Consider the following 23,888-nt stretch of genomic DNA (forward strand, 5'->3'; position numbering starts at 1 on the left):
CTTTAAATTACGTATTTTTTTAGTTGTATAGACGTGAGTACTACATCATCTATTGTATATAATAGGCGATGTTCGGTCAACCACATCGCCTATTATAATTATAAACATTTTGCGTCAAATTCCTATTGAATGTCAATAATAGCGTTTTCGCCCTTTTTAACATTTCCATCTTTTTTCAATTCGACTTGTTGCCCTTGTTGTAAATTCGTAAAGACGATTGGTGTAATAATAGATGGTGCATTTTCTTTTACAAATGCAAGATCTACTTTTAATAATGGTTGTCCTTGTTTCACTTTATCACCTTGTGCTACAAGCGCTTCAAAGCCTTCACCATTTAATTTTACAGTATCAATACCAAAGTGAATTAAAATTTCTTTTCCGCCTTCAGACTGAATACCAATCGCATGTTTTGTAGGGAATACATTTACAATCTCACCATTAACTGGAGAAACTACTGTTCCTTCTGTTGGCTCAATCGCAAATCCATCTCCCATCATTTTCCCTGAGAATACTTGGTCAGGTACTTCTGTAATCGGTAAGATTTTCCCTTCAATTGGTGAAACGATTGTTTCATTTTCATCAACTTGTTGAGGAGTTTCTTCCACTTTTACAGGCTCTTCTTTTTCAACATGAGGTGTACGACCTGACATAATATCATGAATTTGTGATTTTAATGTGTCAGATTTCGGTCCGAAAATAGCTTGAATGTTATTTCCAACTTCAAGTACACCAGCTGCTCCAAGCTCTTTTAAGCGGTCTTTATTTACATTCTTTTGTTCGTTAACTTGTACACGTAAACGAGTAATACAAGCATCTAAAGAAGCGATGTTTTCTTTACCACCAAGTGCTACTAATACTTCACGTGGAAGTTCACCTGCTTCTGTTTTTCCTGCGCCGTCATTAGCATTTGCTACTTCACGACCAGGTGTTTTTAGATCCCATTTACGAATTGCAAAGCGGAATCCGAAGTAGTAAATCACTGCTAGTACAAGACCAACAATAATTACCCACCACCATGCTGTACGGCCAGGTAGTACACCGAATAAGATAAAGTCGATTAAACCACCAGAGAATGTCATACCAATTTTAACACCTAAAATTTGCATTGTCATAAATGATAGACCAGCGAATACTGCGTGAATTCCGAATAATACTGGTGCTACGAATAAGAATGAAAATTCAAGTGGTTCTGTAATACCTGTTAAGAAAGATGTTAATGCAGCAGATCCTAAAATACCTGCTGCTAATTTTTTATTTTCTGGACGTGCTTCATGGTACATTGCTAAAGCGGCAGCTGGAAGACCGAACATCATGAACGGATACTTACCAGTTGTAAATGTACCTGCTGTTAATTCTACACCATCTTTTAACTGTGCCATAAAGATTTTTTGGTCACCGCGGATTAATTCGCCAGCTGCATTTGTATACTGACCGAATTCGAACCAGAACGGTGAATAGAAAATATGATGTAATCCAAATGGAATTAATGAACGTTCAATTAAACCGAATATAAATGCTGCTAACGTTCTATTTGCATCAATCATTTGATGTGAGAACGTATTTAAGCCACCTTGAATGTATGGCCAAACGAAGCACATGATAATACCTACTACTAAAGAGAATGTTGCAGTTGCGATCGGTACGAAACGCTTACCTGCAAAGAAACCTAAGTATGATGGTAATTCAATGTTGAAGTATTTATTGTAGCAATATGCAGCTACTATCCCGACGATAATACCACCAAATACTCCTGTTTGTAGTGTTGGAATTCCTAATACGTTTGCATATGCTGGATCTGCAAATCCAATTTTCACTGGATCTGTTCCAGAACTTGTTACTTTCACTAGCTTATCTACTTCTAAGAACACACTCATCGTTTTGTTCATAATTAAGTAGCCGACGAATGCTGCTAAACCAGCTACTCCGTCTCCACCAGCTAAACCGATCGCTACCCCAACTGCGAATAATAATGCAAGGTTAGCGAAAATAATATCACCCGATTGTTCCATAATTTTTGCAACCATTACGAACCAATCTGCTTTTAAAGCAGGAATAACATTTGTTAGCTGTGGATTTTGAAATGCATTACCAAATCCAAGTAAAATACCTGCTGCCGGTAAAATCGCTACTGGAAGCATAAGCGCTTTTCCGACTTTTTGAAGAACACCAAAGATCTTCTTAAACATGGAAACCCTTCCTCTCTTATCTATATTGATACTTTTCGACAAACGCCAAAAAGGCATGAGGAAAAAAAGATAGAACGATAGCTATACAAAGGGTAGTATGTCCCTTTATTTAGCTTACATTCCCAACTTTTCTCCACTCATGCCTGATCGAATCAGTAACACGTGTCAAAAATAGGATTACGTATAAGTTCACTATAATTAAGGCAAACGTTTTCGTTACTTACCTTAATGTGTTTGTCGAATTTTGTATAACTTTGCAATAGTTATTATACATAACTATTGTAAGCGATTCAATCATTTTTTTTAACGTTTTCATTTTAGACAAAAATATATGTCTTTTTACACATGTTCTGCTTTCACTAATCGTTGTAAATGCATCGTTAAATAAATACTCTCCGCTTCATATACAGGAAGTTGCAATTCTTTCTGCATTACTTTGACTAGTTTCCACGCCAAATTATAACAAACTGGATATTCCAACTTTAATAAATCAGCAAAACTCTGTGCTTCTTCTACTTTTTCTCCTTTTTTCACCCGCTCAATAGCATATTGTAAATGGCGAATAAGGCGTAAATAATGAATGCTTTCTTGGTCTAATGTAATTTGTAGGCTTGTCTCAATTAAAGACACAAGTTGTGCAATAAGACGAGAATTTTGATTAACAGAAGATAAATCAGAGTTTGTAAGCGAGCTGTAAATGTGAAGTGCGATAAAGCCAACTTCCCCTTCTGGCAATGTAATTTGCAAACGAGAATTTAAAAGATCTACAACACCTTCAGCGATTTCATATTCCTCTGGATATAGCATTTTCGTTTCAACTAAAAAAGGATTATCTATTGTAAGTCCTTGTTTCAGCCTTTTAATTGCAAAAGAAATATGATCTGTTAAAGCAATGTGAATATGTTCATTTAATGGCGATTTTGCCTTTTCTTGAATGTAGAACATAATATCATTCATCAATTCAATTAGCTTTTCACTCACATGTGGTACTAAAAGTTTGTATTGTTCACGATCACGTTCATTTTTTAAAACAAACATTTTCTCAATTTGTTCTTGCTCCAACACATCTTCAGCCTTTTTCCCAAATCCAATTCCTTTACCAATCACTACTACTTCCTCGTGTTCAGGATGGCTAGCAATGATGACATTATTATTTAAAACTTTTTTAATTTCTAGATAATTACTCATATAACACCACCCTCGTACTTAAATAGCCTACTTTTATGTTACAGAATATTCTTCTTTGTCGTCAATGTAAAACATCTACCATTTAATAAAAATTCATTTTTTAGACATGTTTGTATATGATGCGTATAATGTAAGGGCAACTGTACATAGAAAGGAGATTGCAACATGATTAAAATGTTTGTAAGTGATATTGATGGAACGATGATGCAACACGGAGGTTTTATTGCCGAACAAGATGTTATCGCTTTACGCAGCTTAGCTGAACAAAATGTAATTCTTTGTTTCGCTTCTGGAAGACTTGATAATGAAATTGCAGACTTAATGAGAGCGGTTAATACAAATTTCCATCGCATTAGTGTAAATGGTGTTTTTGTATATACACATGAAAATAAGCAGCTATTATCTGCAACTTTCGATTCCAGCATTCTTCCAGATTTGTTAGCTATGACAAATGAAGACCCTTATTTCCGTTATGTAAGTGATGAACATAACTACTACATTGAAGAAAAAACACCGTTTATTCATGAACTTGAACAACAAGTAACGATGACTTCTGTTGAAGAACCTAATCTATTACAGAAAATTGATGATACAATTTTTCCAAATAAAATTTCTGTCGGTGGAACGAAGGAAAGCTTACAACTCCTCCAGAAAAAAATTGATGAAAAATTTCACGGAAAAGTTAGCACCTTCATTTCAGCAGAACAATGTTTAGATGTAATGCCACCTAATATTAGTAAAGGTTCTGCTATTTCTATTTTATTAAAAGAATTTCAAATACAACCAGAGGAAATTGCTTGCATAGGGGATTCTTATAATGATATTCCAATGTTCTCTTTAACTCCTCACAGTTTTGCTATGTCTCAAGCAGATGACGCAGTAAAAGAGCACGCTCACTATGTAGTAAATACGGTTAAAGATGCAGTTAACCACGTAATTGCTCATAATAAAAATACGACTCACTCCTTATAAGGATGAGTCGTATTTTTATTTCTTTACATGTTGAAAACATCAAAGTTCACTGTACTTCACAAACTGAAATATATTACTTGTTACGTGCGATGTTCGTAATAAACTTATAACGGTCACCACGATAAATACATTTCACATACTCTAACGGTAACTCACCTTCTGAATAAGACCATTGACGCATTACAAGTACAGGCGCCTTTTTAGGAATATGCAGATGTTCAGCTTCGTTATCCGTTGCAATTGAAGCCTCAATTGACTGAGTAGCGCGAACTAGCTTAAAGCCCAGTTTTTTCTCTAAATGTTCATATAAAGATTGTTGCAATATTTCTTCGTTAATATCTTTCACAAGAGTTGGCGACAAATATGTCGTCTCAAATGCAATCGGTTCGTCATCAGCTAAGCGAGTACGCCTCACCTCATAAACCGATTCTCCCTCTTGTATTCTTAGCCGGTCTGCTATTTTAGCAGTAGCTGGAACTAGGCGGAAACTTAATAACTGGCTGCTCGGTTTCATACCACGAGAAATCATGTCTTCTGTGAATCCCGTCATCCCTTGCAACTTTTGCTCCACTTTCGGAAGTTGGACGAACGTTCCAATTCCACGCTTCCGATATAAATACCCTTGTTCCACTAAGTTATTAATTGCCTGTCTGATTGTCATACGACTCACTTCGAACTTATCACAAAGTTCATTCTCAGATGGAATTTTATCTCCCGGCTTCCATTCGCCGTCCTCAATTAGCTGTTTCACCCACTCTTGAATCTGATAATAGATCGGAAATGGTGAATACTTGTCGATGTTCATCAGCAATCGCCTCACTGCATAAAGATAGAGCTTCTGGATCTGCGATTACGGTTACATTCGGATGACGTTGTAAAACTGTAGCAGGACACGCCTCACTATATTCACCTTGCAATAATTCTTTAATAGCTTCTGCCTTTTTAGATCCCATAGCAACAAGTAGAATTTGTTTCGCTTTCATAATGCTTCCAATTCCCATTGTAATCGCATGAGTCGGCACATCTTCTTCATTTTCAAAGAAGCGAAGATTTGCTTGGCGTGTAGATTCTGTTAATTCCACAATGTTAGTTGGAGAATTAAATGGTGTTCCTGGCTCATTAAATCCGATGTGACCGTTTTCACCGATTCCAAGAATCTGTAAGTCAACTGGGTTAGCTGCTAGAATGCCTTCATAACGCTTGCACTCTTCCTCTAAATCACTTGCCATCCCGTTTGGTACATAAGTTTGTTTAAATGGAAGATGATCAAACAACTGTTCTTGCATGAAATAGTGATAGCTGTTTTTATCTTCGTGTGGTAAATTTACGTACTCATCTAAGTTTACAGTGGTTGTATGACTTGTATCAAGTTTATTTTTTCGCATTTCTGCATAAATACCTAATGGAGAGCTTCCTGTAGCCATTCCTAATGTTGGATTTTCTTTTAATTTTACAACTTCTTCAATTAACTTGAAACCTGCTTCTGCTAATTCTTCTGGAGTTTTTACAACAAGAATGTTCATCTAATTACTTCCCTTCCTTCATATGAATTCCTAAACGAACCGTATCATATACATGTAATTCTTCAGTCATAACAACAAAGTCTGCATCTTTACCTGCCGCTAACGCACCTTTATTATTTAATCCAAACTCTTCTGCTTGGTTAACCGATGTCATGAGTACTGCATCCTCGATTGAACATCCTGTAAATTCAATTACATTTCGGAAAGCTTGATCCATTTTCAAAATACTACCAGCTAACGTTCCATCTTCTAATCGGGCACTGCCATCTTTTACATGCACTGGCTGTCCGCCAAGCTCATATAATCCATCTTCAAGACCTTTTGCACGCATTGCATCTGTAATGACACTTACTTTTTTCGGTCCTTTTAATTTATATGCTAATTTCACCATATCAGGGTGAATGTGAATACCATCTGTAATTACTTCAACCATTACATCTGGATTTAATAACACATGACCAACAACTCCTGGTTCACGGTGATGTAATCCACGCATTTGATTGTATAAATGTGTTGCATGTGTAATTTTTCTATTTTTCAGTTGTGCATCAATCGCATCTGTATGCCCCATTGTGCCAACAACACCTGTTTCAGCAAGATACCGTTCAAACTCTAACGCACCTTCTTCTTCCGGTGCATATGTTACTAATTTAATTAGATTACCGCTTGCTTCCTGCCATTGTTTAAATTGCTCGATACTCGCAGGAACAATATGTTCAAGTGGTTGTGCACCCGCACGTTTTTTTGAAACATATGGTCCTTCTAAGTGAATATATTCGAAATGTGCTCCCTTATCTTTCGCTTCCTTCGCAGCACTTAGCGCCGCTTCAATTGCTTCTGGAGCTTGTGTCATTGTTGTTGGGAAGTAAGTTGTAACTCCTTCTTTTAACATTTCTTTACCAAGAGTTACTAATCCATCGCTATTTGCATCCATCGCATCAATATCGTATCCACCATGAATATGAACATCAATCATACCTGGAATCACAATCTTTCCTGCCGCATCTAACACAGTTTCATTTTCTTGTGATACATATTGAGCCATCAAACCAATTTCTTTAATTGTTTCTGCGTAACGAATAAATCCGTTTTCCACTACTTCTTTACCTGTATAAATTTTGGCATTGATGACAACTTGCGTTTTCATTTTCATCGATCCTTTCCCATGAAATACCTACTTGTTATTATTACCTTATTCGCCTAATTCCATCTTAATATACACACGAGTAGTTGTCTATACATTCTAATGAAATTTCCTCTTCATTCAGCAGAAAAAAGGAAATTTATTTCTTTTTCATTATAATATATGTTATTCATTTTTTCCAAAATGGAAAATACCTTCTTATATAATTAATTACTTAAGTAATGGCATAAGACCGCTCGACCCCATAGTAATATGTTCACCGTCTGTTTCTATTTCTACTGTATGCTTGTTTGTTCCGTATATCATTATACCACGCTGTTTTAATCGTCTTACAACACTTTGATGAGGATGTCCATATGGATTTCTACTCCCGTACGAAAGAATAGCGAATTGTGGGTCTACTTTTTTTAAGAATGTTTCACTCGTTGAAGTATACGAGCCATGATGCCCTACTTTTAATATATCTGCATGTACATCAAATTGCTTTAATATTTCATTTTCTGTCCGTATATCAGCATCACCCATTAATAAAAAGTCCGCTTTACCATATCGAATCTTTAATACAATTGAAGACTCGTTATTCTCGTCTTTCGATTTCCCATTGTTCAATACTTGTATAGAAACATGTGGATCTAGCGGTATGTATTGTCCTTCCTTCACTGAAATGAAAGGAATGCCCCTTTTTTTAATATTATTTCGATACGTATGATAAGTAAATGAACTATATGTTTTCCCGCTATCTAATACGAGGGAAACTGGCATTTGCTCTACAATTGGAATAAGTCCTCCTATATGGTCCATATCAGGATGAGTACTTACAATCACATCTAAATGATTAATTCTTTTTTCAATTAGTTTTTGAATAATGACCTCTCCCGCTTCATAAGGACCCCCATCTATTAACATCGTTTGACCATTTGGCAATGTAATAAGTGTCGCATCACCTTGTCCAACTTTTAAAAAACTCACTTTCATTTTACCAAAATGTTGCCGCTGCATATGTATAGAAGACGCAGTATGAATAGACATCATATATCTTTTAGCCGATGCGCTGTTTAACGTAAAACATAATAAAACAGAAACCAACAATAGAATATTCCGTACACCTCTCATAACTCGTCTCCTTTTTTCATTTAGTATGGCACGCTCTGTAATTGATATACAAAAAAAGCTTAGCAAAATGCTAAGCTTTTATTTTGATAATTCCTGTAAAGAACCGAAGAATAAATCTGCTTCATTCATTTGTTCATTTTCTTCCGAAAGAGGTGGTAAATCATCTAGCGTTTTCAATCCAAATGTATCTAAAAACTCTTTCGTCGTTCCGTATAAGATAGGACGCCCCGGCCCTTCTGCTCTTCCCATTTCTTTTATAAGTAAGTGTGAAACTAACGTTTGTAATGCCTTGTCTGTTTTCACTCCCCGAATCTCTTCCATTTCTGTCCTTGTAATCGGTTGACGGTACGCAACGATTGCCAACGTTTCAAGAGCTGCTTGAGACAGTGAAGCCGTTGTTGGGGTATCTATTAATTTTTGATAGTATGACGCATGTTCTTTCTTTGTTGCAAAACGATACACTTTTGCATATTGTACAATTTGCAAACCGCGATTCGATCCTTCACATTCTTTTTGCATTTCCTCTATACTATTTATTACTTCTTCCACTTCAACTTCCAGAACTTTAGCTATCTGTTCCGGATAAATCCCTTCGTCACCTGCAACAAATAAAAGCCCTTCAATAATCGCTTTTTGTTCTTTTCTATCCATTTTACGAACTCCTTCCTCCTATTTTTCTATAAAAATACACATAAAAAAACCGAATCACAGTAAATGCGTTCGGTTCAATATTTCTTCTCTCGTTCCAAACGATACATTAAAACCTAACATGAGATAAAATATTTCTACCCCATCTTCATATGCTGGCTCTATACGGATTTACTAGAGCTTGATACGAAAATTTCATCAAAATTATGTTCTTGCTCAATTATGATTTGTTGATTTTTCATCAGCTCAAGAACCGCTAAAAATGTTACAACCATTATTTCACGTTCTTCATCAGCAAACAAATCATAAAAGCTTTGACGACCGCCTTTTACTTCTAACTGTTGTAGAATATCAGTCATTCGCTGTTCAATTGGTATTTCTTGGCGAGTAATTCGCGTTGTTACGGGTTTCTTTGCTTTTTTACGACGCATTAGCTTTTGAAATGCCGCTAACATATCATATAACGTAACATCAAGAGGTAAACTTGTCTCCTCTTCTTGTTGAAATGATGTAAAATCAATTGGCGGACGTGTATATAGCTGTGCTCTTTCTTGTTCTCTTTCTTTTAACTCAGTAGCAACTTGCTTATATTTCTTATATTCAATTAACCTCTCCATCAATTCTTGACGAGGGTCATCTATAAAGTCTTCACCGTTATCAGGTACATCTTCTTGTTTCGGTAACAACATTTTACTTTTAATTTGTAATAACGTTGCAGCCATTACTAAATACTCACTGGCAACATCTAATTGTAGTTCTTTCATCGTATGGACATAAGATAGATATTGCTCTGTAATTTCCGCTACAGGAATATTATATATATCAATTTCGTAACGATGTATTAAGTGTAACAATAGATCTAAAGGCCCTTCAAAAGCCTCTACTTTAAAATTATACTGCACAAAGCATCCCACCACATTTTTTCTATAACAACATAAGTATAGAGCATACTCATGTTCTATCCAACCTTTTTAAGAAATTTAATTAAAAATAGACCTATGCCCATGTCATAATGCCCACCGCTTCATATGATAACAATGTAGTAAGAACAATGTAGGAGGTCAAAAAACTATGGGTCACGTTGATTGCGGTTTTAGCGGTGGATTCGCATTACTTGTTGTACTGTTCATTTTACTAATCATTGTAGGAGCAGCTTGCTTCTGCTAATATGAAGCAATAAAGCGACTAGGGATATTTCCCTAGTCGCTTATTGTTAATATTTCTATGATACACTGTACATATAACCGTTAGACAGGAGCGAAAAAAATGTATCCTACCGAGTACATACAATTTTTAATTCATTTTCACGGAGACTATGATTATTTTGAATGTCATGAAATACTAGAAGAGTATTGGAAATTAAAGCCTAGAGGAGAACGTGACAATTACTTAGTCGGTCTCATTCAAATTGCTGTTTCCTTATACCATCATAGACGATCCAATTGGAATGGTGCAGAGAAGATGATAAAAAGCGCAATAACAATTTTAGAAAAGAACAGCGCGCAATTACATCAATTCGGAATAGATCATAAACAACTTACATTCTTATTAAATGAAAGATTACAATCTATCCACAAAAAGGAAAATTTCGCCCCGTTCTTTTTACCATTATTAGACGTATCGTTAGAAAAACAATGCATACAGTTATGTACGAAACAAAACCTCTCTTGGAAAGATGCGAACGTTATTCCTGGTGAATACATCATAAATAAGCACACATTGCGTGATCGAACAGAAGTTATTTCTGAACGACACGAACAACTACAAAAAAGAAAGCAGAGATAATAAACTACTTATCCCTGCTTTTATGAATGTATATTTTGTTCAAACTCTTTACACTTTTTGCAAAAACTTGCTGTTTGCTCATTTCCGCAAATTGTAAACTCAAGGAATTTACTCTTAAGCTCTTGAACCATCTTCGTCCCAATACCCATATGACGGTGAGACGGATTCACGCTCAAATGCTGAATTTCCAATACCTGATCTTCTTTTTTTATAATCCCCATTATCCCAACAAAATCTTCATTTTGTTTCCACAAATACAATTGCCAATCCTCTTTCGCCTCATACTCTTTCATTGTCAATTGTAATGTTTTCACATCTTTTTCAGTTGGCATAAATGAAAGAAGCCCCATTGCAATTTTTTCATAACTTTTTTTAAAACGAATTAACATAACCCTTATCCCTTCTTACAAAAGTTACAAACTATTTATCCCCTCAGTCACTCTTTTCATATCACATTCATTCTACAATATTTTTAACAGAGTGAGAAGAGGCTGAAACAACTTGATAATCATACAAAGCGTTAAGAAGAAAGTCAAATATATGTTTCCACGCTATTTTTTTCTATTATACCGCTCAGAAAAGAGACAATACTGTATAGAAACTAAAAGGAGAATCCCCCTGCTCATCACATTTTAATTATTAATCACTTTTGAACGAAATAGTTCTATTAAAAACAATATGTTAAGAGAAATCCATTTATTGAAGCATATAATTGGTACTCCATTCTATGTATTTTGTTAAAATTATGTTCTCATGAACAATATATTTTAACGTTAGTAGCCGTCCTATTTACATCATATATTTCGAGATATATACCAATTATTGTTCATACGAAATAAAAAAAGAGAGCATAATCGCTCTCTTTTTCTTGTAACTTATTCTTCCCAAACTTTAACTTCTTTCATTACATCGCCTTGACGCATGTTTAATACTGTTTCAATACCGCTTGTTGCTTTACCGAATACAGTATGTACGCCATCTAAATGCGGCTGTGGCTCATGAACAACAAAGAATTGGCTACCACCTGTGTTACGGCCAGCATGTGCCATAGAAAGTGAGCCAACAAGATGTCTATGAGGATTTCCATCAGTTTCACATGGGATAGAGTAACCTGGGCCACCTGCTCCTGTGCCTGTTGGGTCTCCACCTTGGCTTACGAAGCCAGGAATAACGCGGTGGAATGTCACACCATCATAAAATCCTTGCTCTGCTAATTTTTTAAAGTTTTCTACTGTTTTTGGTGCCTCTTCTGGGAAAAATTCTAATTCGATTTTTTCACCATTTTCCATTAATATGTATCCTAAAGTTTTCATACGTATATGTCTCCTTTCAATTATCTCAGCACTATATTACCACATTCATGACTAGAAACAAAAAGAATCCGACAATCTACATACTTCTTTTTTGAAATGTGGAAAAAGCTAGGTGACAAATAAGAAATATATACTATAATAACTGTGTTGCCCGAAAATTTTAGAAAGAGAAAGGGAGCGATTTTTCGTGAAAACGAAATTACTAGCTCTGCTATTAGCTGTAGCCGTATTTATGATACCAACAGCTTCATTTGCAGACATCATTGAGGGAGAATCAATTGTCACACTAGGAGAGAACTTATCTGAACAACAAAAACAAGATCTGTTAAAAGAAATGAAAGCGCCAAAAGATGCTACAATCATTACTGTGTCTAATGCAGAAGAACATAAATTTCTAGAAGGAATTGTACCAAAAGCGCAAATTGGTACGAGAGCAATTTCCTCTTCTATGATTACATACACAAAACCAGGATCTGGTCTCATTGTACGTTCAAAAAACATTAATTCGATAACAGATGCAATGTACACAAACGCACTTATTACAGCGGGTGTGAAAGATGCAGAGATTCAAATTACTGCACCATTTAAAGTTTCAGGAACTGCTGCTTTAACAGGTTTAATGAAGGCCTATGAAACAACCTCGAACAAAACAATTCCTGAGGAAGTAAAAAAAGTAGCCAATGAAGAAATGGTACAAACAGCCCAGCTTGGTGATAAAATCGGTGAAGAAAAAGCAGTTCAACTTGTTGCAAAAATTAAAGAGGAAATTGCAAAAGAACAGCCAAAAACAACTGAAGATTTACGTTCATTAATTAAAAAAATCGCTGATCAACTCGGCATTACATTGACAGATGAACAGTTAGATAACTTAGTAGCGTTATTTGATAAAATGAAAAATCTTAATATCGATTGGAATCAAGTTGGTAGTCAATTAAATAAAGCAAAAGAACATGTCTCTGCCTTTTTAGGATCTGAAGAAGGGCAAAGTTTCCTAGATAAAGTTAAAGATTTCTTCTCTAGTATCATTGATTTCGTTAAATCTTTATTCAAGTAAAAAAGAAGCTCGTCAGTGACGAGCTTCTTTTTTTATACAAGCAACGGTAATTTCATAACAGCTTCTTCAACAGAACGAACAACATGATTTGCTTTCTCCTTCACATACGGATGAGCATGATGAAGGGTGAAGGAATGCGGGGTTACTTCAAACATAGAAATATCATTGAAAGAATCTCCAATACACGCAACTTCATTTGCTTCAATTTGCAAATGTTCCATTAATCGCTTCAGAGCGCTTCCTTTACTTACACCTCTTGGCATAATATCAACATAGCGCTTACCCGATATAAAAACTTCCGCTTCGCTATGAAATGTATCTCGCAACTCTTGATCTAATGCTACAATTTTTTCTTCTTCACCAAAAACAAATAATTTTGCTGGATGTACAGTTTTCCCAAATTCCTCTTCTAAGGCTTCAATTTCAGCGATATGCACTCCCATATACTCTTCAAAAGTATGATGATTTTCATTCTTTCTTTTTGTATATCGCTGCTCATTTGCACAAACAATATCTGCTAGTCCCTTGTTATGTATATATCGATATATTTCCTGGGCAACTCTATTTTCAAAACTTGATTCATGAAATATTTTTCCGTTTGGTAGTATCATTGTCGCCCCATTTAAACCAGTTGTATAATACGGGAATGAAAACCTTTTTACGACTTCATCAATTCGGTGAGTAAAGCGGCCAGAGGCAAAACAAATATTTGTCCCTTTTTCAGCCAGCCAACAAAGTGCACGTTCATCTTCTTTTTGCATATCATTCACATTGTAAACGAGCGTGTCATCTAAATCACTTACAAATAATTTAATCATGTCCTCTTCCCCTCTCATACACAATATCTACTCTAAGTGTACACAAAAAATGTTGGGTTTTTGTTAAAAAATAATAAATTTTTGATAAAGTGAAACTTTAATCAGCGGGGGTTTTGTTCATCCCCCGCTGATTATTAGCACTCACCAATCGGGCTTTTACGGGCAGTTGTCTCCCACCTAACATCCTCGCATCCGCCAAATTTTGAGGTGGGAGCCTTACTGCCCACAAATAACGGGATAAAAAAATAAACGGGAGCATAATCCCGTTTATTTTTGTCTTCTTACATTTTGAGGTCGTACAATACTAGGACGTACTTTTAAACTAGACATAGTTGGACGGAGTAAAATTTTCGTTAACGCGCCCCAATCAAACGGTAAAAACGGCCATAAATACGGTGTTTGTAAGCTTTTTATAGATGTTAAGAATAGAATCAGTATCGTCATTCCGATTACAAATCCCATCTCATGAAATATGCCTGTTAAAATAATTACAAACAATTTCCCTATCTTATTCCCAAGCCCTAGTTCATAACTCGGCGTAGCATATGCACCGATCATAGAAACTGCTACGTATAAAATAACTTCTGGCACAAACAAACCTACATCAATTGCAATTTGACCAATTAATATAGCTGAAATTAATCCTGCTGCCGACGACAATGATGTCGGCGTATGAATGGCAGCCATCCTTAAAAATTCAAGTCCGATTTCCGCCATCAAAATTTGTAATAAAATCGGTAAATGCGTCATCTTATTTGGTCCAATGAAAGCAAGATTTTCAGGTAAAAGAGTTGGATCAAATACAAAAACTAACCAAAACGGCAACAAGAACAGCGAAAATATAACACCTAAAAAACGTACCCAACGTAAAAATGTGCCTACAGCTGGATTTTGTCTAAACTCTTCTGCATGCTGTAAATGGTGGAAATATGTTGTTGGAGTGATCATGGCACTTGGTGATGTATCAACAAGTACTAACACATGTCCTTCTAACAGATGATTTGCTGCTACATCTGGTCTTTCTGTGTATCGAATAAGCGGGAATGGATTATAACCTTGTTTGACTACAAATTCTTCTACCGTTTTATCCGCCATCGTAATCCCATCTACTTCAATGCTATTTAATTCTTGTTTTATAATCTTCACTAAATCCGGATTTGCAACATCTTGTACATATGTAATACAAATATCCGTTTGCGATCTATCCCCTACTCGAATCATTTCATTTCGAAGACGTGGGTCGCGTATCCTTCTGCGAATTAACGCTGTATTTACAACGATATTTTCAACAAATCCATCTCTTGCACCACGTACTACTTTTTCTGTATCTGGTTCTGTCGGTGTCCGACCCGGATAACTACGAACATCTATTGCGAACGCTTCCGTTTCACCTTCTACAAATATAACAATAAGTCCTGATAATACTTGGAGCATTACATCATCCATCGTTTTTACTTTACTTACTTGTTGGTGAATTAAACGATTTTCTAAAAGCTTTACTGTATCTTCTTCTACATCCCTTATTTCATTTGTATCCACTGCTTCTTCTAAAATAGGGATAATATAATTCGTATCACAAAGTCCATTTACAAATAACACACCAATTTCTTTATTTAAAATTTGAAATTTACGAATACCAACATCGTATGTGACACCCAATCCCACTGTTTGCTTTAAGTAATTTTCATTATCACTTAAAAAAGATGAAATCGGGATACTCATTTTTTTAGGTTTCGTCATAAAATCCACTCCTTTCCAAAATTAATTGAATCGCTTTTCTAGTAATAGGTGACCCTCTCTCCCATTCATCATTTCCACACATCTTACCAATATCACCGACACCAACAATGACAGGAACATTCAAGTCATCCAAACAATAAATTGTATCTCCGCTAATTCTGCCAATTTCACCATCTGGAAGTCCAAATTTATCAACGCCGTATTCTGTCAAATTCCCATTTCTATCTACACTTACATCTACACGCGCCCATTCCCAATGATGTGTATTCGACGCTACTGCTAAAATACCCAGTACATCAACTTGTTTATGTGTTGCAACATACTTTAACGCCTTTTCACCAGACCCTTCTCCTATAAATCCGCTGTCATCAAACATGACAAATACAGGGTCATATGGCGTCTGCATAATAAGCTCAACAACTTTCTTCCCTGTCAATTTGGTCGGATTACTTTGCGATGCTGAAATACACCTTCCCCCAAATTCCTTTGTTAAAAGCTCAATTGTCCGCTTTGCATATTCATCTCCATCTGTGACCAAAACAACCCTTCGTCTCATTTGATTTATCCTTTCGGTTTACATATAAGTGCAACAAAAAACGAAAACAATATCGCCGCTGAAATCCCCGCAGACGTTAAGCTAAACATACCGATTCCAATCCCTAAATATCCATGTTTTTCTGCCGCATGCATTGCCCCGTGCAATAGTGAATGCCCAAAACTTGTAATAGGGACCGTTGCCCCAGCACCTGCAAATTTTATAAGCCTATCATACAATCCGAATCCGTCTAAAATAGCTCCGGCGACTACAAAAGTTGCCATTAAATGTGCCGGTGTTAACTTTGCAAAATCTAGCAACACTTGTCCAATGACACAAATAGCTCCTCCTACAAGAAATGCATATATAAAATCCACAATTCACTCTCCTTTAACTCTTTCAAACACAACACCATGCGCAATCGTTGGAATCGTTTCCTTCTGCTGCATCATCATCGGGCTTAATAAAGCTCCAGTTGCCACGACAAAAATTCGTTGTAAGTTCCCTTTTTGCATTTCACGCAATAAATGACCGTATGTTACAATAGCTGAACAAGCACAACCACTACCACCTGCAAACACTTCTTCTTGATTTGAATTGTAAATCATTAATCCACAATCGTTGTAAATATGCCCAAGATCATACCCTTCCTCAAGTAAAAGTTGTTTCGCAATTGGTGTCCCCACAGCTGATAAATCACCCGTAACAATAAGGTCATAATCAGCGGCACTTCTTCTTAAATCTTCAAAATGCTGTTGAATTGTATGAGCAGCAGCTGGTGCCATTGCCGATCCCATATCTAAAGGATTAGCAATTCCTAAATCTTGTACTGTTCCGATTGTTGCTGCTGTTATTTTAATTGCGCTTTCTTCATTGCTAATTAATATGGATCCTGCTCCGGTAACAGTCGAGTTTGCTGTCCCAGGCTTTTGTCCTCCGTACTCTGTTGGATTACGAAATTGTCTTTCAGCCGTTGCATTATGACTACTTACTGTCGCTAAGACACGATTCGCAAATCCACCATCTATAAATGCTGATCCAACCGCCAAAGTTTCCATTGACGTCGCACAAGCACTGAACATCCCTAAAAAAGGAATACCACAATCTCGAGCAACATAATTTGCCGTCACTGTTTGGTTTAATAAATCACCTGCTAAAAAGAAATCAATTTGTGATGGTTTTATATTTCCTTTTTGCAATGCTTGTTGAATTGAGTCTGACATTAACCTTCGTTCAGCAAGTTCCCAGTTTTCCTCTCCACAATGTAAGTCTGAATATGAAATATCAAAATCCTTTCCAAGAGGGCCTTCAGCTTCTTTCGGACCGACAGCGGTACCAGTTGCATTCACGAAGATATCATTTTGAAATACCCACGTTTGTTTTCCTGTCAATCTCATACCTATCCCTCCTTTAAGACATTAAAATTTGAAATGTATATCTTATTAATCCGATAATGTAAGCACCGACGACCCCAAACACAATGACGCTTCCTGCAAGCTTAAACATGTTTGAAGCGATGCCTAGAACAATCCCTTCACTCCTATGTTCTAGCGCAGCACTTGCCATAGAATTCGCAAATCCAGTAACTGGTACTGCTGATCCCGCTCCAGAAAACTGCCCGATTTTATCATAAACACCACATCCTGTTAAAATCGCTGATAGTAAAACGAGAGTTGCAACTGTAGGGTTTCCTGCCTCTTGCTCACTAAAGTGAAAGTAATGTATATAAAATTTCATCAATACTTCTCCGACGGTACAAATGAATCCCCCAACAAGAAATGCCTTCACACAATTTATTAAATAGTTCGGTTTTGGATGGTACTCTTTCACTTTATTTATGTAATCATCTTTCAGTTTTCGCCCTGCCATATATATATTGCCTCCTACTTTACGAAATAAATCCAGTGAAACAATGAGCCTATTACTTTTCCCAGTACAAGAGCAACGAGTAAAACAACAATTTTCCCCTCTACCCCGACTCGTTTCGCTAAAATAGGTAAAACGTTTAACACTTCCGTTAACGCCGCAGCTAGCATTCCAATGAATGTGCCACAAAATAACCCTAATATTACGAGCCAATATTGCGACGTTTGAAATGTAATATTCTTTAAACTACACCAAGCCCCAGTTAAAGTGCCCGCAATGACAGCCCACTCAAAATATTGAATATGCTTTCCACTTCTCGTTAATTGAGCTAAACGAGGGATTATACCAAGTACAGCTAAAAACGCAACATATCCGCTGCCTACAGCAATCCCTCCAGCTAAACCAATTAAAATCACGAATCCAGACTCAATCATCGGTAAGCTGTTTCATATTATCCTTGTTTTCATGAACAATTACATATTGATCAAGCGACTGTTGATATTGAAACATCTCAACTTCCAAAGGGCTCGGCTCTTCATTAATTCGCTTTTGAAATACATGATTAAAAAATAAAACCATACCTACTCCAAGACCTAATGAATAAGGAATTTGAAATAAAAGTGGTTGCGCCTTAAATTCTCCTGTAATCATGTAATATAACCGTTGGTGTACTTGTTGCATACTTACATCTTCATGAAAATAAATAATTGCAAGTGCTGCTCCAATGAAAAGTAACAACCATACAAGTCCGAAGAAAACCGGATGCACTTTCTTTTTTTCATATATAATTTCAACAAGAGTTTGTCCAGAACCAAGTAAATTAATTTGTAAGTGAGCCGCTTTTTGTTGAACAATCTCAATCACTTTCATAACATCAATTACAACATGTGTTTTATCATGCGCTGTTATTTTGTAAATTATCTCATTTTGTAACGACTCAACTACCAAAGAATCTCCAGCAAGTTGAGCAACATCGCTCAGTTTTACTTCATACGTAGGAGACACTTTTAATCGATTGCGCATTTTAATATAAATCGTTTGTTCCAATTTTCATTCACCCCTTCACTCTTCCTCGTAGTTGTAGTATGGTTATTGGAATTTTTTCTAATACAATTTTTTCATAAAAAAACATCTGTACCGTTTTGGTACAGATGTTTTTCTGCTAAGCCTTTTTCTTAAATAAATTTGCAATGCTTAATGCGAGCCCTCCCCAAATGACTACCATACCTATAACCATCATCATAATCGCTGATCCGCTCATCATGAAACACCTCGATCCTTCCATTCTTTTTCAAGCTGGACAGAGTCTGAATGTATTTGTGCATTCCATTTCTTCAGACTAATGACTAGTGCAACTATAAGAAATGCTGCTGCAATTGACCAACCATACGTTACAACAAACTCCGTTGGATAATCTCCGTAGTTCTTTTTAATATTTTGGATTGTGCCATCAATTAACATATACCCTAACATAAGTGGAGTAATAACGAGTAAACTCACTCTCCAAAACGTCCCTAACTTAATATCCGATACAAAGTTTGCATGATTTTGATAGACTGGTAAACGGCGCAATATAAGACCTATTGCAACTACTTCAGCTAGTGCAATTGTAATTAGCCCAAAATTGTTAGCGAAATAATCAACAACGTCTAAGAACATAAGTCCACCACGCGTTGCAAAAACAAGAGAAACTAACACGAGAAGTGTTCCCATAATTCCAATCGTCTTTGGACGACTCAAGCTGAATTTTTCAGATACAGCAGCAAAGCATACTTCCGCAAGTGAAATGAGTGATGTAATTCCAGCAACGGTTAAAGATAAGAAAAATAATACTCCAAATAACGATGACATCGGTAGTTCATTAATAATTTGCGGGAATACTACGAACGCAAGTCCCACACCAGCACTAGCTACTTTATCAACCGGTACCCCCATGTTATTCGCCATAAATCCAAGCGCTGCAAAGACCCCAATACCTGCTAATAATTCAAATCCTGAATTTGCAAATCCAGTAATAAAAGCATTATTTGTTGTATCTGAGTTTTTCGGTAAATAACTAGAGTACGTAATCATAATTCCGAATGCTAAAGATAAACTAAAGAAAATTTGACCGTAAGCAGCAAGCCATACCTTTCCATCAAAAATACGGCTCCAATCTGGTTTAAAGAATGCATCTAATCCTTGCATCGCACCTTCCATCGTGACTGCACGAACAACGATAATAAGAAACATAACAACTAGTAAAGGAATGAAAATACGGTTAACAACTTCGATTCCTTTTTTAACTCCTTTAAATGCAACACCAAGCACAATAATCCAAACGAGAGCTAACGGAATTAATACTTCCGGCACAAGCCCCCCAAACTGTCCTGGCTTATCTGCAACCTGTAAATATTCTTTAAATAAAAATGATTCCGTGTCTTTCCCCCATGCACCAGTAATTGCAAAATATGTATAGGAAATAGACCAAGCAATAATTACTGCATAATATGTTGAAACGATAAATGTTACACACATTTGCCACCATCCAATAAATTCAGCACGTGGATGAATACGGAAGAATGTAAGTGGTGCCGAACCACGATGACGATGCCCAAGAGCAAACTCGAATGCTAATAATGAAATACCAGTTGTTAATAATGCGAATAAGTACGGTAAAAAGAATGCGCCTCCTCCGTTTTCATACGCTGTATAAGGAAAACGCCATATGTTTCCTAATCCAACGGCAGAGCCGACCGCTGCGAAAATAAATCCAGCCCTCGTTCCCCATTGTTGCCTCGTTTCCATGTTTCCTTCCTCCTTTGTGACAAGTTCATACTTGGATTATATTTTAAATTAACTAAATTATCAATAAATTCTGTAAATTATTTAACAATAGTTGGAATCCCCCCCTTTTCATGACAATAAAAAAAATCGAATAGATAGCTATTCATCTATTCGATCTTTCATCTGTTTCAATATTTTCTTTTCCAGTCTGGAAACTTGTACTTGCGAAATGCCTATGCGCTCCGCTACTTCTGATTGGGTTTGGTCTTTATAGTAGCGCAAATACACAATTAGACGTTCTCGTTCATCCAATTCTCTAATTGCTTCTTTTAAAGCAATTTTATCAAACCATTTCGTTTCCGATTGATCTGCAATTTGATCTAAAATAGTAATTGGATCTCCATCATTTTCATACACAGTTTCATGTATTGATGAAGGAGCACGACTCGCTTCTTGCGCCAGAACAACTTCTTCTGGTGTTAGTTCCAGAGCCTCCGCTACTTCATTAATCGTTGGAGCCCTTCCGAACTCTTTCGAAAGCTCGTCCCTCATCTTTCGAATTTTGTTTCCTGTTTCTTTTAGGGATCTGCTTACTTTCACTGATCCATCGTCACGTAAAAATCGTTGTATTTCACCAATAATCATTGGAACTGCATATGTTGAAAATTTCACGTCGAAAGATAAATCAAATTTATCTACCGATTTTAAGAGCCCAATACATCCAATTTGAAATAAATCGTCTGGTTCGTATCCTCGATTAAGAAACCGTTGCACAACCGACCATACGAGACGCATATTACTTTGAACGATTGTATCTCTCGCTTGTTGATCTCCATCTTGACTTTTTTGAATTAACGCTTTTAGCTCGTGGTCCTTTAACTGAGGTTTCTTCTTCTCTTTTCTGACCTCTATGTCCATTGGCTATTCTCCTTAATTGCATAGAGCGTTACTATTTGATAAGTACTTTGTCAAATGGATTGTTGTCCCGAAAGATTCGTTTGAAATAACTTCTACTTCATCCATAAAATTTTCCATGATAGTAAATCCCATTCCGGAACGCTCTAATTCAGGTTTAGTTGTAAAAAGGGGTTGTCTTGCTTCATCTAAGTTAAAGATACCAATCCCTTCATCTCGAATCGTGAGTTTCACCATTGCTTCTTCCAAAATCACTGAAATATAAACAACACCTTCTGCATTTCCTTCATACCCATGAATAATTGCATTTGTAACCGCTTCTGACACAACTGTTTTAATCTCTGTTAATTCTTCCATCGTCGGGTCTAATTGTGCAATAAAAGCAGCTACTGTAACGCGAGCGAATGATTCATTCTGACTTAACGCTGAAAATTGAAGGTTCATTTCATTTCTCATTTATGCCACCCCCAACGTCGCGAGCGCGTGCGCTTCACTTTCTTCTAAACGAACAATTTTGAATAGGCCTGACATTTCAAATAAACGTTTAACAGGCGGTGAAATTGCACAAACAACCATCTCTCCACCTAATCCCTTTACATGTTTATATCGGCCTAATATAACACCTAAACCGGAACTATCCATAAATGATAAGTTCTCCAGGCTCAAAACAATATGATGAACACCATGTGTCTCAATCATATCTGTTACTTTCGTTCGCAACTCTTCAGCAGTATGATGATCTAATTCACCCTCCAGCCTCACACATAAGACGTCACGTTTTACTTCTAAATGCATGGAAAGACTCACACGATTTCCTCCTTATGCTCAAACTTTACTCATTAACATAAGATTTTCGTGATATAAAATAAGAATCCTTCCTACTGACAAAAGAAGAACTATTTCGTCATAATGTGAAACCGTTCAGCAATTATTCCCGTACATACGAACAGAAAAGCGGCAAAATTTTTGCCGCTATTTTGATGTTGAAAACATCCCAAAACTTCTTTTAAATAACTCCCACCAGCTCGCTGCAGCAACATCTTCTTTTGCTACAATAGTTTGTTTTAATAAAACATCTTTATCTTTTTTAATGACAAGTGTGCCAAGCGCGTCACCTTTTTTAATCGGTGCCTTCACTTTCTTTTCAGCGATTACTTCTTGTTTTACTTTGTCCATATTTTCGCCCTTCTTCATAAGAAGAGATACGTTATCTGACGCAACTAAATCTACTTTTTCTTTTTTCCCTTTTCCTACTTGTACAGTCTTAATTTTTTCACCACGTGTATACAATTTCTTTGTCATATATTGTCCAAATGCATAATCAAGAAGCTTCGTTACTTGATTGTTCCGCTCTTTTGATGTAGGTGCTCCCATAACAACTGAAATGACACGCATTCCATTCTTTTCAGCTGATGCAGTTAAACAATATTTTGCTTCTGTCGTAAAGCCCGTTTTCACACCATCTACTCCAGGATAAAAACGTACTAACTTATTCGTATTAACGAGCCAAAACTTCTTATCCGTATCTTCACGTAAATAGTCTTCATATTTACCTGTGTATTTGCGAATAAGTGGATACTTCATCAATTCTCTCGCCATTATAGCCATATCATTTGCTGTAGAATAATGATCTTTGGCCGGGAGACCTGTTGGGTTTTGAAAATGTGTATTTTTCAGTCCTAAATCTTTCGCTTTTTTGTTCATCATATTTACGAATCCTTCTTCTGAACCAGCGATATGCTCAGCTACTGCAACAGATGCATCATTTCCAGATGCAATGGCAATGCCCTTTAGCATTTCATTTACGGTCATCTCTTCCCCAGGTTCTAAAAAGATTTGTGATCCACCCATTGAAGCTGCGTGTTCACTTGCTCTAACTTTATCGGTCAGTTTTAGTTTTCCTTTTTCAACTTGTTCCATAATTAATAGCATTGTCATAATCTTCGTCATACTGGCAGGTGGTAACTTTTCATTCGGATTTTTATCAAATAAAACTTTACCTGTATCTTGCTCAATTACGATTGCTGACGACGCTTGTTCCGCTAACTTCGGCGTGGTTTCTTCTGTTTTCTCCTGCTTCGTTTTCTCAGATTGTGCAAAACTAACTGAAGTACCAGAAAGAAATAACATGAAACAAACAAGTATTCCAAAAACTCGCTTCATGACTAACCCTCCATTCTATATCAGACCTATTTTTTCCAATTTATTCATTTTTAATACCATATTTTTCTATCATTTTCAGTTGACAAATAAATTCATTACTTATATTGTATTAAGTGTATTGCATACAGTAATACACTTAATACTCATCAGGAAGGAGAC

Annotated in this window: 28 protein-coding genes; 4 read left to right on the forward strand and 24 right to left on the reverse strand. The window is 36.3% G+C overall.

Going from position 1 to position 23,888, the window contains the following annotated elements; translation table 11 throughout:
• Positions 1–122: 122 nt before the first annotated feature.
• On the reverse strand, positions 123–2,186 hold the full coding sequence (ptsG, locus tag BAQ49_RS21275) for a PTS glucose transporter subunit IIABC (protein WP_071746943.1): 2,064 nt from the start codon (positions 2,184–2,186) through the stop codon (positions 123–125).
• A gap of 339 nt (positions 2,187–2,525) precedes the next feature.
• Positions 2,526–3,374 (reverse strand): glucose PTS transporter transcription antiterminator GlcT, encoded by an 849-nt coding sequence (gene glcT, locus BAQ49_RS21280; protein WP_071746944.1) that lies wholly within the window; start codon positions 3,372–3,374, stop codon positions 2,526–2,528.
• Positions 3,375–3,539: 165 nt separating this feature from the next.
• Here glcT and BAQ49_RS21285 point away from each other — a divergent pair, with 165 nt between their 5' ends.
• The gene (locus BAQ49_RS21285; RefSeq protein ID WP_071746945.1) at positions 3,540–4,346 is read left to right on the forward strand and encodes a Cof-type HAD-IIB family hydrolase; all 807 of its coding nucleotides are present in this window, start codon (positions 3,540–3,542) and stop codon (positions 4,344–4,346) included.
• Between the two features lie 73 nt (positions 4,347–4,419).
• On the opposite strand, the gene phnF is transcribed toward BAQ49_RS21285, so the two are convergent.
• The 6 genes from phnF to scpA all read right to left on the reverse strand — a co-directional run bounded on the left by phnF (position 4,420) and on the right by scpA (position 9,676).
• Entirely contained in the window at positions 4,420–5,151 is a 732-nt protein-coding gene (phnF, locus tag BAQ49_RS21290) for a phosphonate metabolism transcriptional regulator PhnF (protein ID WP_071746946.1), read from the reverse strand.
• Positions 5,081–5,869: a glucosamine-6-phosphate deaminase gene (gene nagB, locus BAQ49_RS21295; RefSeq protein ID WP_071746947.1), complete on the reverse strand. Its 789-nt coding sequence runs from the start codon at positions 5,867–5,869 to the stop codon at positions 5,081–5,083. The genes phnF and nagB overlap by 71 nt, the downstream gene beginning before the upstream one ends.
• 4 nt (positions 5,870–5,873) lie before the next feature.
• A complete protein-coding gene (gene nagA, locus BAQ49_RS21300) occupies positions 5,874–7,016 on the reverse strand; it encodes an N-acetylglucosamine-6-phosphate deacetylase (RefSeq protein WP_071747014.1) in 1,143 nt (380 codons plus the stop codon).
• 207 nt (positions 7,017–7,223) lie between these two features.
• Positions 7,224–8,126, reverse strand: coding sequence for a ComEC/Rec2 family competence protein (locus BAQ49_RS21305; RefSeq protein WP_071746948.1), 903 nt, complete (start codon positions 8,124–8,126; stop codon positions 7,224–7,226).
• Positions 8,127–8,204: 78 nt separating this feature from the next.
• Complete coding sequence (scpB, locus tag BAQ49_RS21310; protein WP_071746949.1) at positions 8,205–8,777, reverse strand: SMC-Scp complex subunit ScpB; 573 nt, start codon at positions 8,775–8,777, stop codon at positions 8,205–8,207.
• 158 nt (positions 8,778–8,935) lie between these two features.
• The gene (gene scpA, locus BAQ49_RS21320; protein ID WP_071746950.1) at positions 8,936–9,676 is read right to left on the reverse strand and encodes a segregation/condensation protein A; all 741 of its coding nucleotides are present in this window, start codon (positions 9,674–9,676) and stop codon (positions 8,936–8,938) included.
• 169 nt (positions 9,677–9,845) lie between these two features.
• On the opposite strand from scpA, the gene BAQ49_RS21325 reads away from it, so the two are divergent.
• Positions 9,846–9,941, forward strand: coding sequence for a YjcZ family sporulation protein (locus tag BAQ49_RS21325; protein WP_000510194.1), 96 nt, complete (start codon positions 9,846–9,848; stop codon positions 9,939–9,941).
• A 99-nt stretch (positions 9,942–10,040) separates the two neighbouring features.
• Positions 10,041–10,559 (forward strand): DUF309 domain-containing protein, encoded by a 519-nt coding sequence (locus tag BAQ49_RS21330; protein ID WP_071746951.1) that lies wholly within the window; start codon positions 10,041–10,043, stop codon positions 10,557–10,559.
• Positions 10,560–10,579: 20 nt separating this feature from the next.
• Here the strand turns inward: BAQ49_RS21330 and ribT are convergent, their stop codons facing one another.
• Complete coding sequence (ribT, locus tag BAQ49_RS21335; RefSeq protein WP_071746952.1) at positions 10,580–10,948, reverse strand: GNAT family N-acetyltransferase RibT; 369 nt, start codon at positions 10,946–10,948, stop codon at positions 10,580–10,582.
• A 486-nt stretch (positions 10,949–11,434) separates the two neighbouring features.
• On the reverse strand, positions 11,435–11,872 hold the full coding sequence (locus BAQ49_RS21340) for a peptidylprolyl isomerase (protein WP_000853789.1): 438 nt from the start codon (positions 11,870–11,872) through the stop codon (positions 11,435–11,437).
• A 187-nt stretch (positions 11,873–12,059) separates the two neighbouring features.
• Here BAQ49_RS21340 and BAQ49_RS21345 point away from each other — a divergent pair, with 187 nt between their 5' ends.
• Positions 12,060–12,926 (forward strand): DUF1002 domain-containing protein, encoded by an 867-nt coding sequence (locus BAQ49_RS21345; RefSeq protein WP_071746953.1) that lies wholly within the window; start codon positions 12,060–12,062, stop codon positions 12,924–12,926.
• A 32-nt stretch (positions 12,927–12,958) separates the two neighbouring features.
• On the opposite strand, the gene BAQ49_RS21350 is transcribed toward BAQ49_RS21345, so the two are convergent.
• From BAQ49_RS21350 to dacF, 14 genes are all read right to left on the reverse strand, one after another.
• Positions 12,959–13,762: an HAD family hydrolase gene (locus BAQ49_RS21350; RefSeq protein WP_071746954.1), complete on the reverse strand. Its 804-nt coding sequence runs from the start codon at positions 13,760–13,762 to the stop codon at positions 12,959–12,961.
• Between the two features lie 249 nt (positions 13,763–14,011).
• Positions 14,012–15,484: a spore germination protein SpoVAF gene (gene spoVAF, locus BAQ49_RS21360; protein ID WP_071746955.1), complete on the reverse strand. Its 1,473-nt coding sequence runs from the start codon at positions 15,482–15,484 to the stop codon at positions 14,012–14,014.
• Complete coding sequence (gene spoVAEA, locus BAQ49_RS21365; RefSeq protein WP_071746956.1) at positions 15,471–16,040, reverse strand: stage V sporulation protein SpoVABEA; 570 nt, start codon at positions 16,038–16,040, stop codon at positions 15,471–15,473. Before spoVAEA ends, spoVAF begins: the two co-directional genes overlap by 14 nt.
• Positions 16,041–16,045: 5 nt before the next feature.
• A complete protein-coding gene (gene spoVAE / locus BAQ49_RS21370; protein ID WP_071746957.1) occupies positions 16,046–16,396 on the reverse strand; it encodes a stage V sporulation protein AE in 351 nt (116 codons plus the stop codon).
• A 3-nt stretch (positions 16,397–16,399) separates the two neighbouring features.
• Complete coding sequence (spoVAD, locus tag BAQ49_RS21375; protein ID WP_071746958.1) at positions 16,400–17,416, reverse strand: stage V sporulation protein AD; 1,017 nt, start codon at positions 17,414–17,416, stop codon at positions 16,400–16,402.
• A 13-nt stretch (positions 17,417–17,429) separates the two neighbouring features.
• The gene (spoVAC, locus tag BAQ49_RS21380) at positions 17,430–17,888 is read right to left on the reverse strand and encodes a stage V sporulation protein AC (RefSeq protein ID WP_071746959.1); all 459 of its coding nucleotides are present in this window, start codon (positions 17,886–17,888) and stop codon (positions 17,430–17,432) included.
• A gap of 14 nt (positions 17,889–17,902) precedes the next feature.
• Positions 17,903–18,319, reverse strand: coding sequence for a stage V sporulation protein SpoVAB (gene spoVAB / locus BAQ49_RS21385; RefSeq protein WP_071746960.1), 417 nt, complete (start codon positions 18,317–18,319; stop codon positions 17,903–17,905).
• Positions 18,312–18,932 carry a stage V sporulation protein AA gene (locus BAQ49_RS21390; RefSeq protein ID WP_000438373.1) on the reverse strand — a complete coding sequence of 207 codons (621 nt, stop codon included), beginning with the start codon at positions 18,930–18,932 and terminating at the stop codon, positions 18,312–18,314. The genes spoVAB and BAQ49_RS21390 overlap by 8 nt, the downstream gene beginning before the upstream one ends.
• 115 nt (positions 18,933–19,047) lie before the next feature.
• On the reverse strand, positions 19,048–19,149 hold the full coding sequence (locus BAQ49_RS21395) for a methionine/alanine import family NSS transporter small subunit (protein WP_002094424.1): 102 nt from the start codon (positions 19,147–19,149) through the stop codon (positions 19,048–19,050).
• Entirely contained in the window at positions 19,146–20,672 is a 1,527-nt protein-coding gene (locus BAQ49_RS21400) for a sodium-dependent transporter (protein WP_071746961.1), read from the reverse strand. The genes BAQ49_RS21395 and BAQ49_RS21400 overlap by 4 nt, the downstream gene beginning before the upstream one ends.
• 138 nt (positions 20,673–20,810) lie before the next feature.
• Entirely contained in the window at positions 20,811–21,569 is a 759-nt protein-coding gene (gene sigF / locus BAQ49_RS21405) for an RNA polymerase sporulation sigma factor SigF (protein ID WP_071746962.1), read from the reverse strand.
• A 12-nt stretch (positions 21,570–21,581) separates the two neighbouring features.
• A complete protein-coding gene (spoIIAB, locus tag BAQ49_RS21410) occupies positions 21,582–22,022 on the reverse strand; it encodes an anti-sigma F factor (RefSeq protein WP_001243400.1) in 441 nt (146 codons plus the stop codon).
• Entirely contained in the window at positions 22,023–22,373 is a 351-nt protein-coding gene (gene spoIIAA / locus BAQ49_RS21415) for an anti-sigma F factor antagonist (protein ID WP_000059128.1), read from the reverse strand. It abuts the gene before it with no gap.
• A 165-nt stretch (positions 22,374–22,538) separates the two neighbouring features.
• On the reverse strand, positions 22,539–23,729 hold the full coding sequence (dacF, locus tag BAQ49_RS21420; RefSeq protein ID WP_071746963.1) for a serine-type D-Ala-D-Ala carboxypeptidase DacF: 1,191 nt from the start codon (positions 23,727–23,729) through the stop codon (positions 22,539–22,541).
• Positions 23,730–23,888: the final 159 nt, after the last annotated feature.

The sequence above is a fragment of the Bacillus proteolyticus genome (assembly GCF_001884065.1).
Taxonomy (GTDB): Bacteria; Bacillota; Bacilli; order Bacillales; family Bacillaceae_G; genus Bacillus_A; species Bacillus_A proteolyticus.

What these genes read in the sequence shown, in the direction of transcription:
- BAQ49_RS21400 (WP_071746961.1), bottom strand. Translation starts at nt 20,672, where the DNA reads ATGGAAACGAGGCAACAATGGGGAACGAGGGCTGGATTTATTTTCGCA.
- BAQ49_RS21285 (WP_071746945.1), top strand. Translation starts at nt 3,540, where the DNA reads ATGATTAAAATGTTTGTAAGTGATATTGATGGAACGATGATGCAACAC.
- spoIIAB (WP_001243400.1), bottom strand. Translation starts at nt 22,022, where the DNA reads ATGAGAAATGAAATGAACCTTCAATTTTCAGCGTTAAGTCAGAATGAA.
- glcT (WP_071746944.1), bottom strand. Translation starts at nt 3,374, where the DNA reads ATGAGTAATTATCTAGAAATTAAAAAAGTTTTAAATAATAATGTCATC.
- ptsG (WP_071746943.1), bottom strand. Translation starts at nt 2,186, where the DNA reads ATGTTTAAGAAGATCTTTGGTGTTCTTCAAAAAGTCGGAAAAGCGCTT.
- spoVAF (WP_071746955.1), bottom strand. Translation starts at nt 15,484, where the DNA reads ATGACGAAACCTAAAAAAATGAGTATCCCGATTTCATCTTTTTTAAGT.
- spoVAD (WP_071746958.1), bottom strand. Translation starts at nt 17,416, where the DNA reads ATGAGATTGACAGGAAAACAAACGTGGGTATTTCAAAATGATATCTTC.
- BAQ49_RS21325 (WP_000510194.1), top strand. Translation starts at nt 9,846, where the DNA reads ATGGGTCACGTTGATTGCGGTTTTAGCGGTGGATTCGCATTACTTGTT.
- sigF (WP_071746962.1), bottom strand. Translation starts at nt 21,569, where the DNA reads ATGGACATAGAGGTCAGAAAAGAGAAGAAGAAACCTCAGTTAAAGGAC.
- spoVAC (WP_071746959.1), bottom strand. Translation starts at nt 17,888, where the DNA reads ATGGCAGGGCGAAAACTGAAAGATGATTACATAAATAAAGTGAAAGAG.
- BAQ49_RS21395 (WP_002094424.1), bottom strand. Translation starts at nt 19,149, where the DNA reads ATGATGAGCGGATCAGCGATTATGATGATGGTTATAGGTATGGTAGTC.
- BAQ49_RS21305 (WP_071746948.1), bottom strand. Translation starts at nt 8,126, where the DNA reads ATGAGAGGTGTACGGAATATTCTATTGTTGGTTTCTGTTTTATTATGT.
- BAQ49_RS21330 (WP_071746951.1), top strand. Translation starts at nt 10,041, where the DNA reads ATGTATCCTACCGAGTACATACAATTTTTAATTCATTTTCACGGAGAC.
- dacF (WP_071746963.1), bottom strand. Translation starts at nt 23,729, where the DNA reads ATGAAGCGAGTTTTTGGAATACTTGTTTGTTTCATGTTATTTCTTTCT.
- nagA (WP_071747014.1), bottom strand. Translation starts at nt 7,016, where the DNA reads ATGAAAACGCAAGTTGTCATCAATGCCAAAATTTATACAGGTAAAGAA.
- spoVAB (WP_071746960.1), bottom strand. Translation starts at nt 18,319, where the DNA reads ATGATTGAGTCTGGATTCGTGATTTTAATTGGTTTAGCTGGAGGGATT.
- BAQ49_RS21340 (WP_000853789.1), bottom strand. Translation starts at nt 11,872, where the DNA reads ATGAAAACTTTAGGATACATATTAATGGAAAATGGTGAAAAAATCGAA.
- BAQ49_RS21350 (WP_071746954.1), bottom strand. Translation starts at nt 13,762, where the DNA reads ATGAGAGGGGAAGAGGACATGATTAAATTATTTGTAAGTGATTTAGAT.
- ribT (WP_071746952.1), bottom strand. Translation starts at nt 10,948, where the DNA reads ATGTTAATTCGTTTTAAAAAAAGTTATGAAAAAATTGCAATGGGGCTT.
- phnF (WP_071746946.1), bottom strand. Translation starts at nt 5,151, where the DNA reads ATGAACATCGACAAGTATTCACCATTTCCGATCTATTATCAGATTCAA.
- nagB (WP_071746947.1), bottom strand. Translation starts at nt 5,869, where the DNA reads ATGAACATTCTTGTTGTAAAAACTCCAGAAGAATTAGCAGAAGCAGGT.
- spoVAEA (WP_071746956.1), bottom strand. Translation starts at nt 16,040, where the DNA reads ATGAGACGAAGGGTTGTTTTGGTCACAGATGGAGATGAATATGCAAAG.
- scpB (WP_071746949.1), bottom strand. Translation starts at nt 8,777, where the DNA reads ATGGATAGAAAAGAACAAAAAGCGATTATTGAAGGGCTTTTATTTGTT.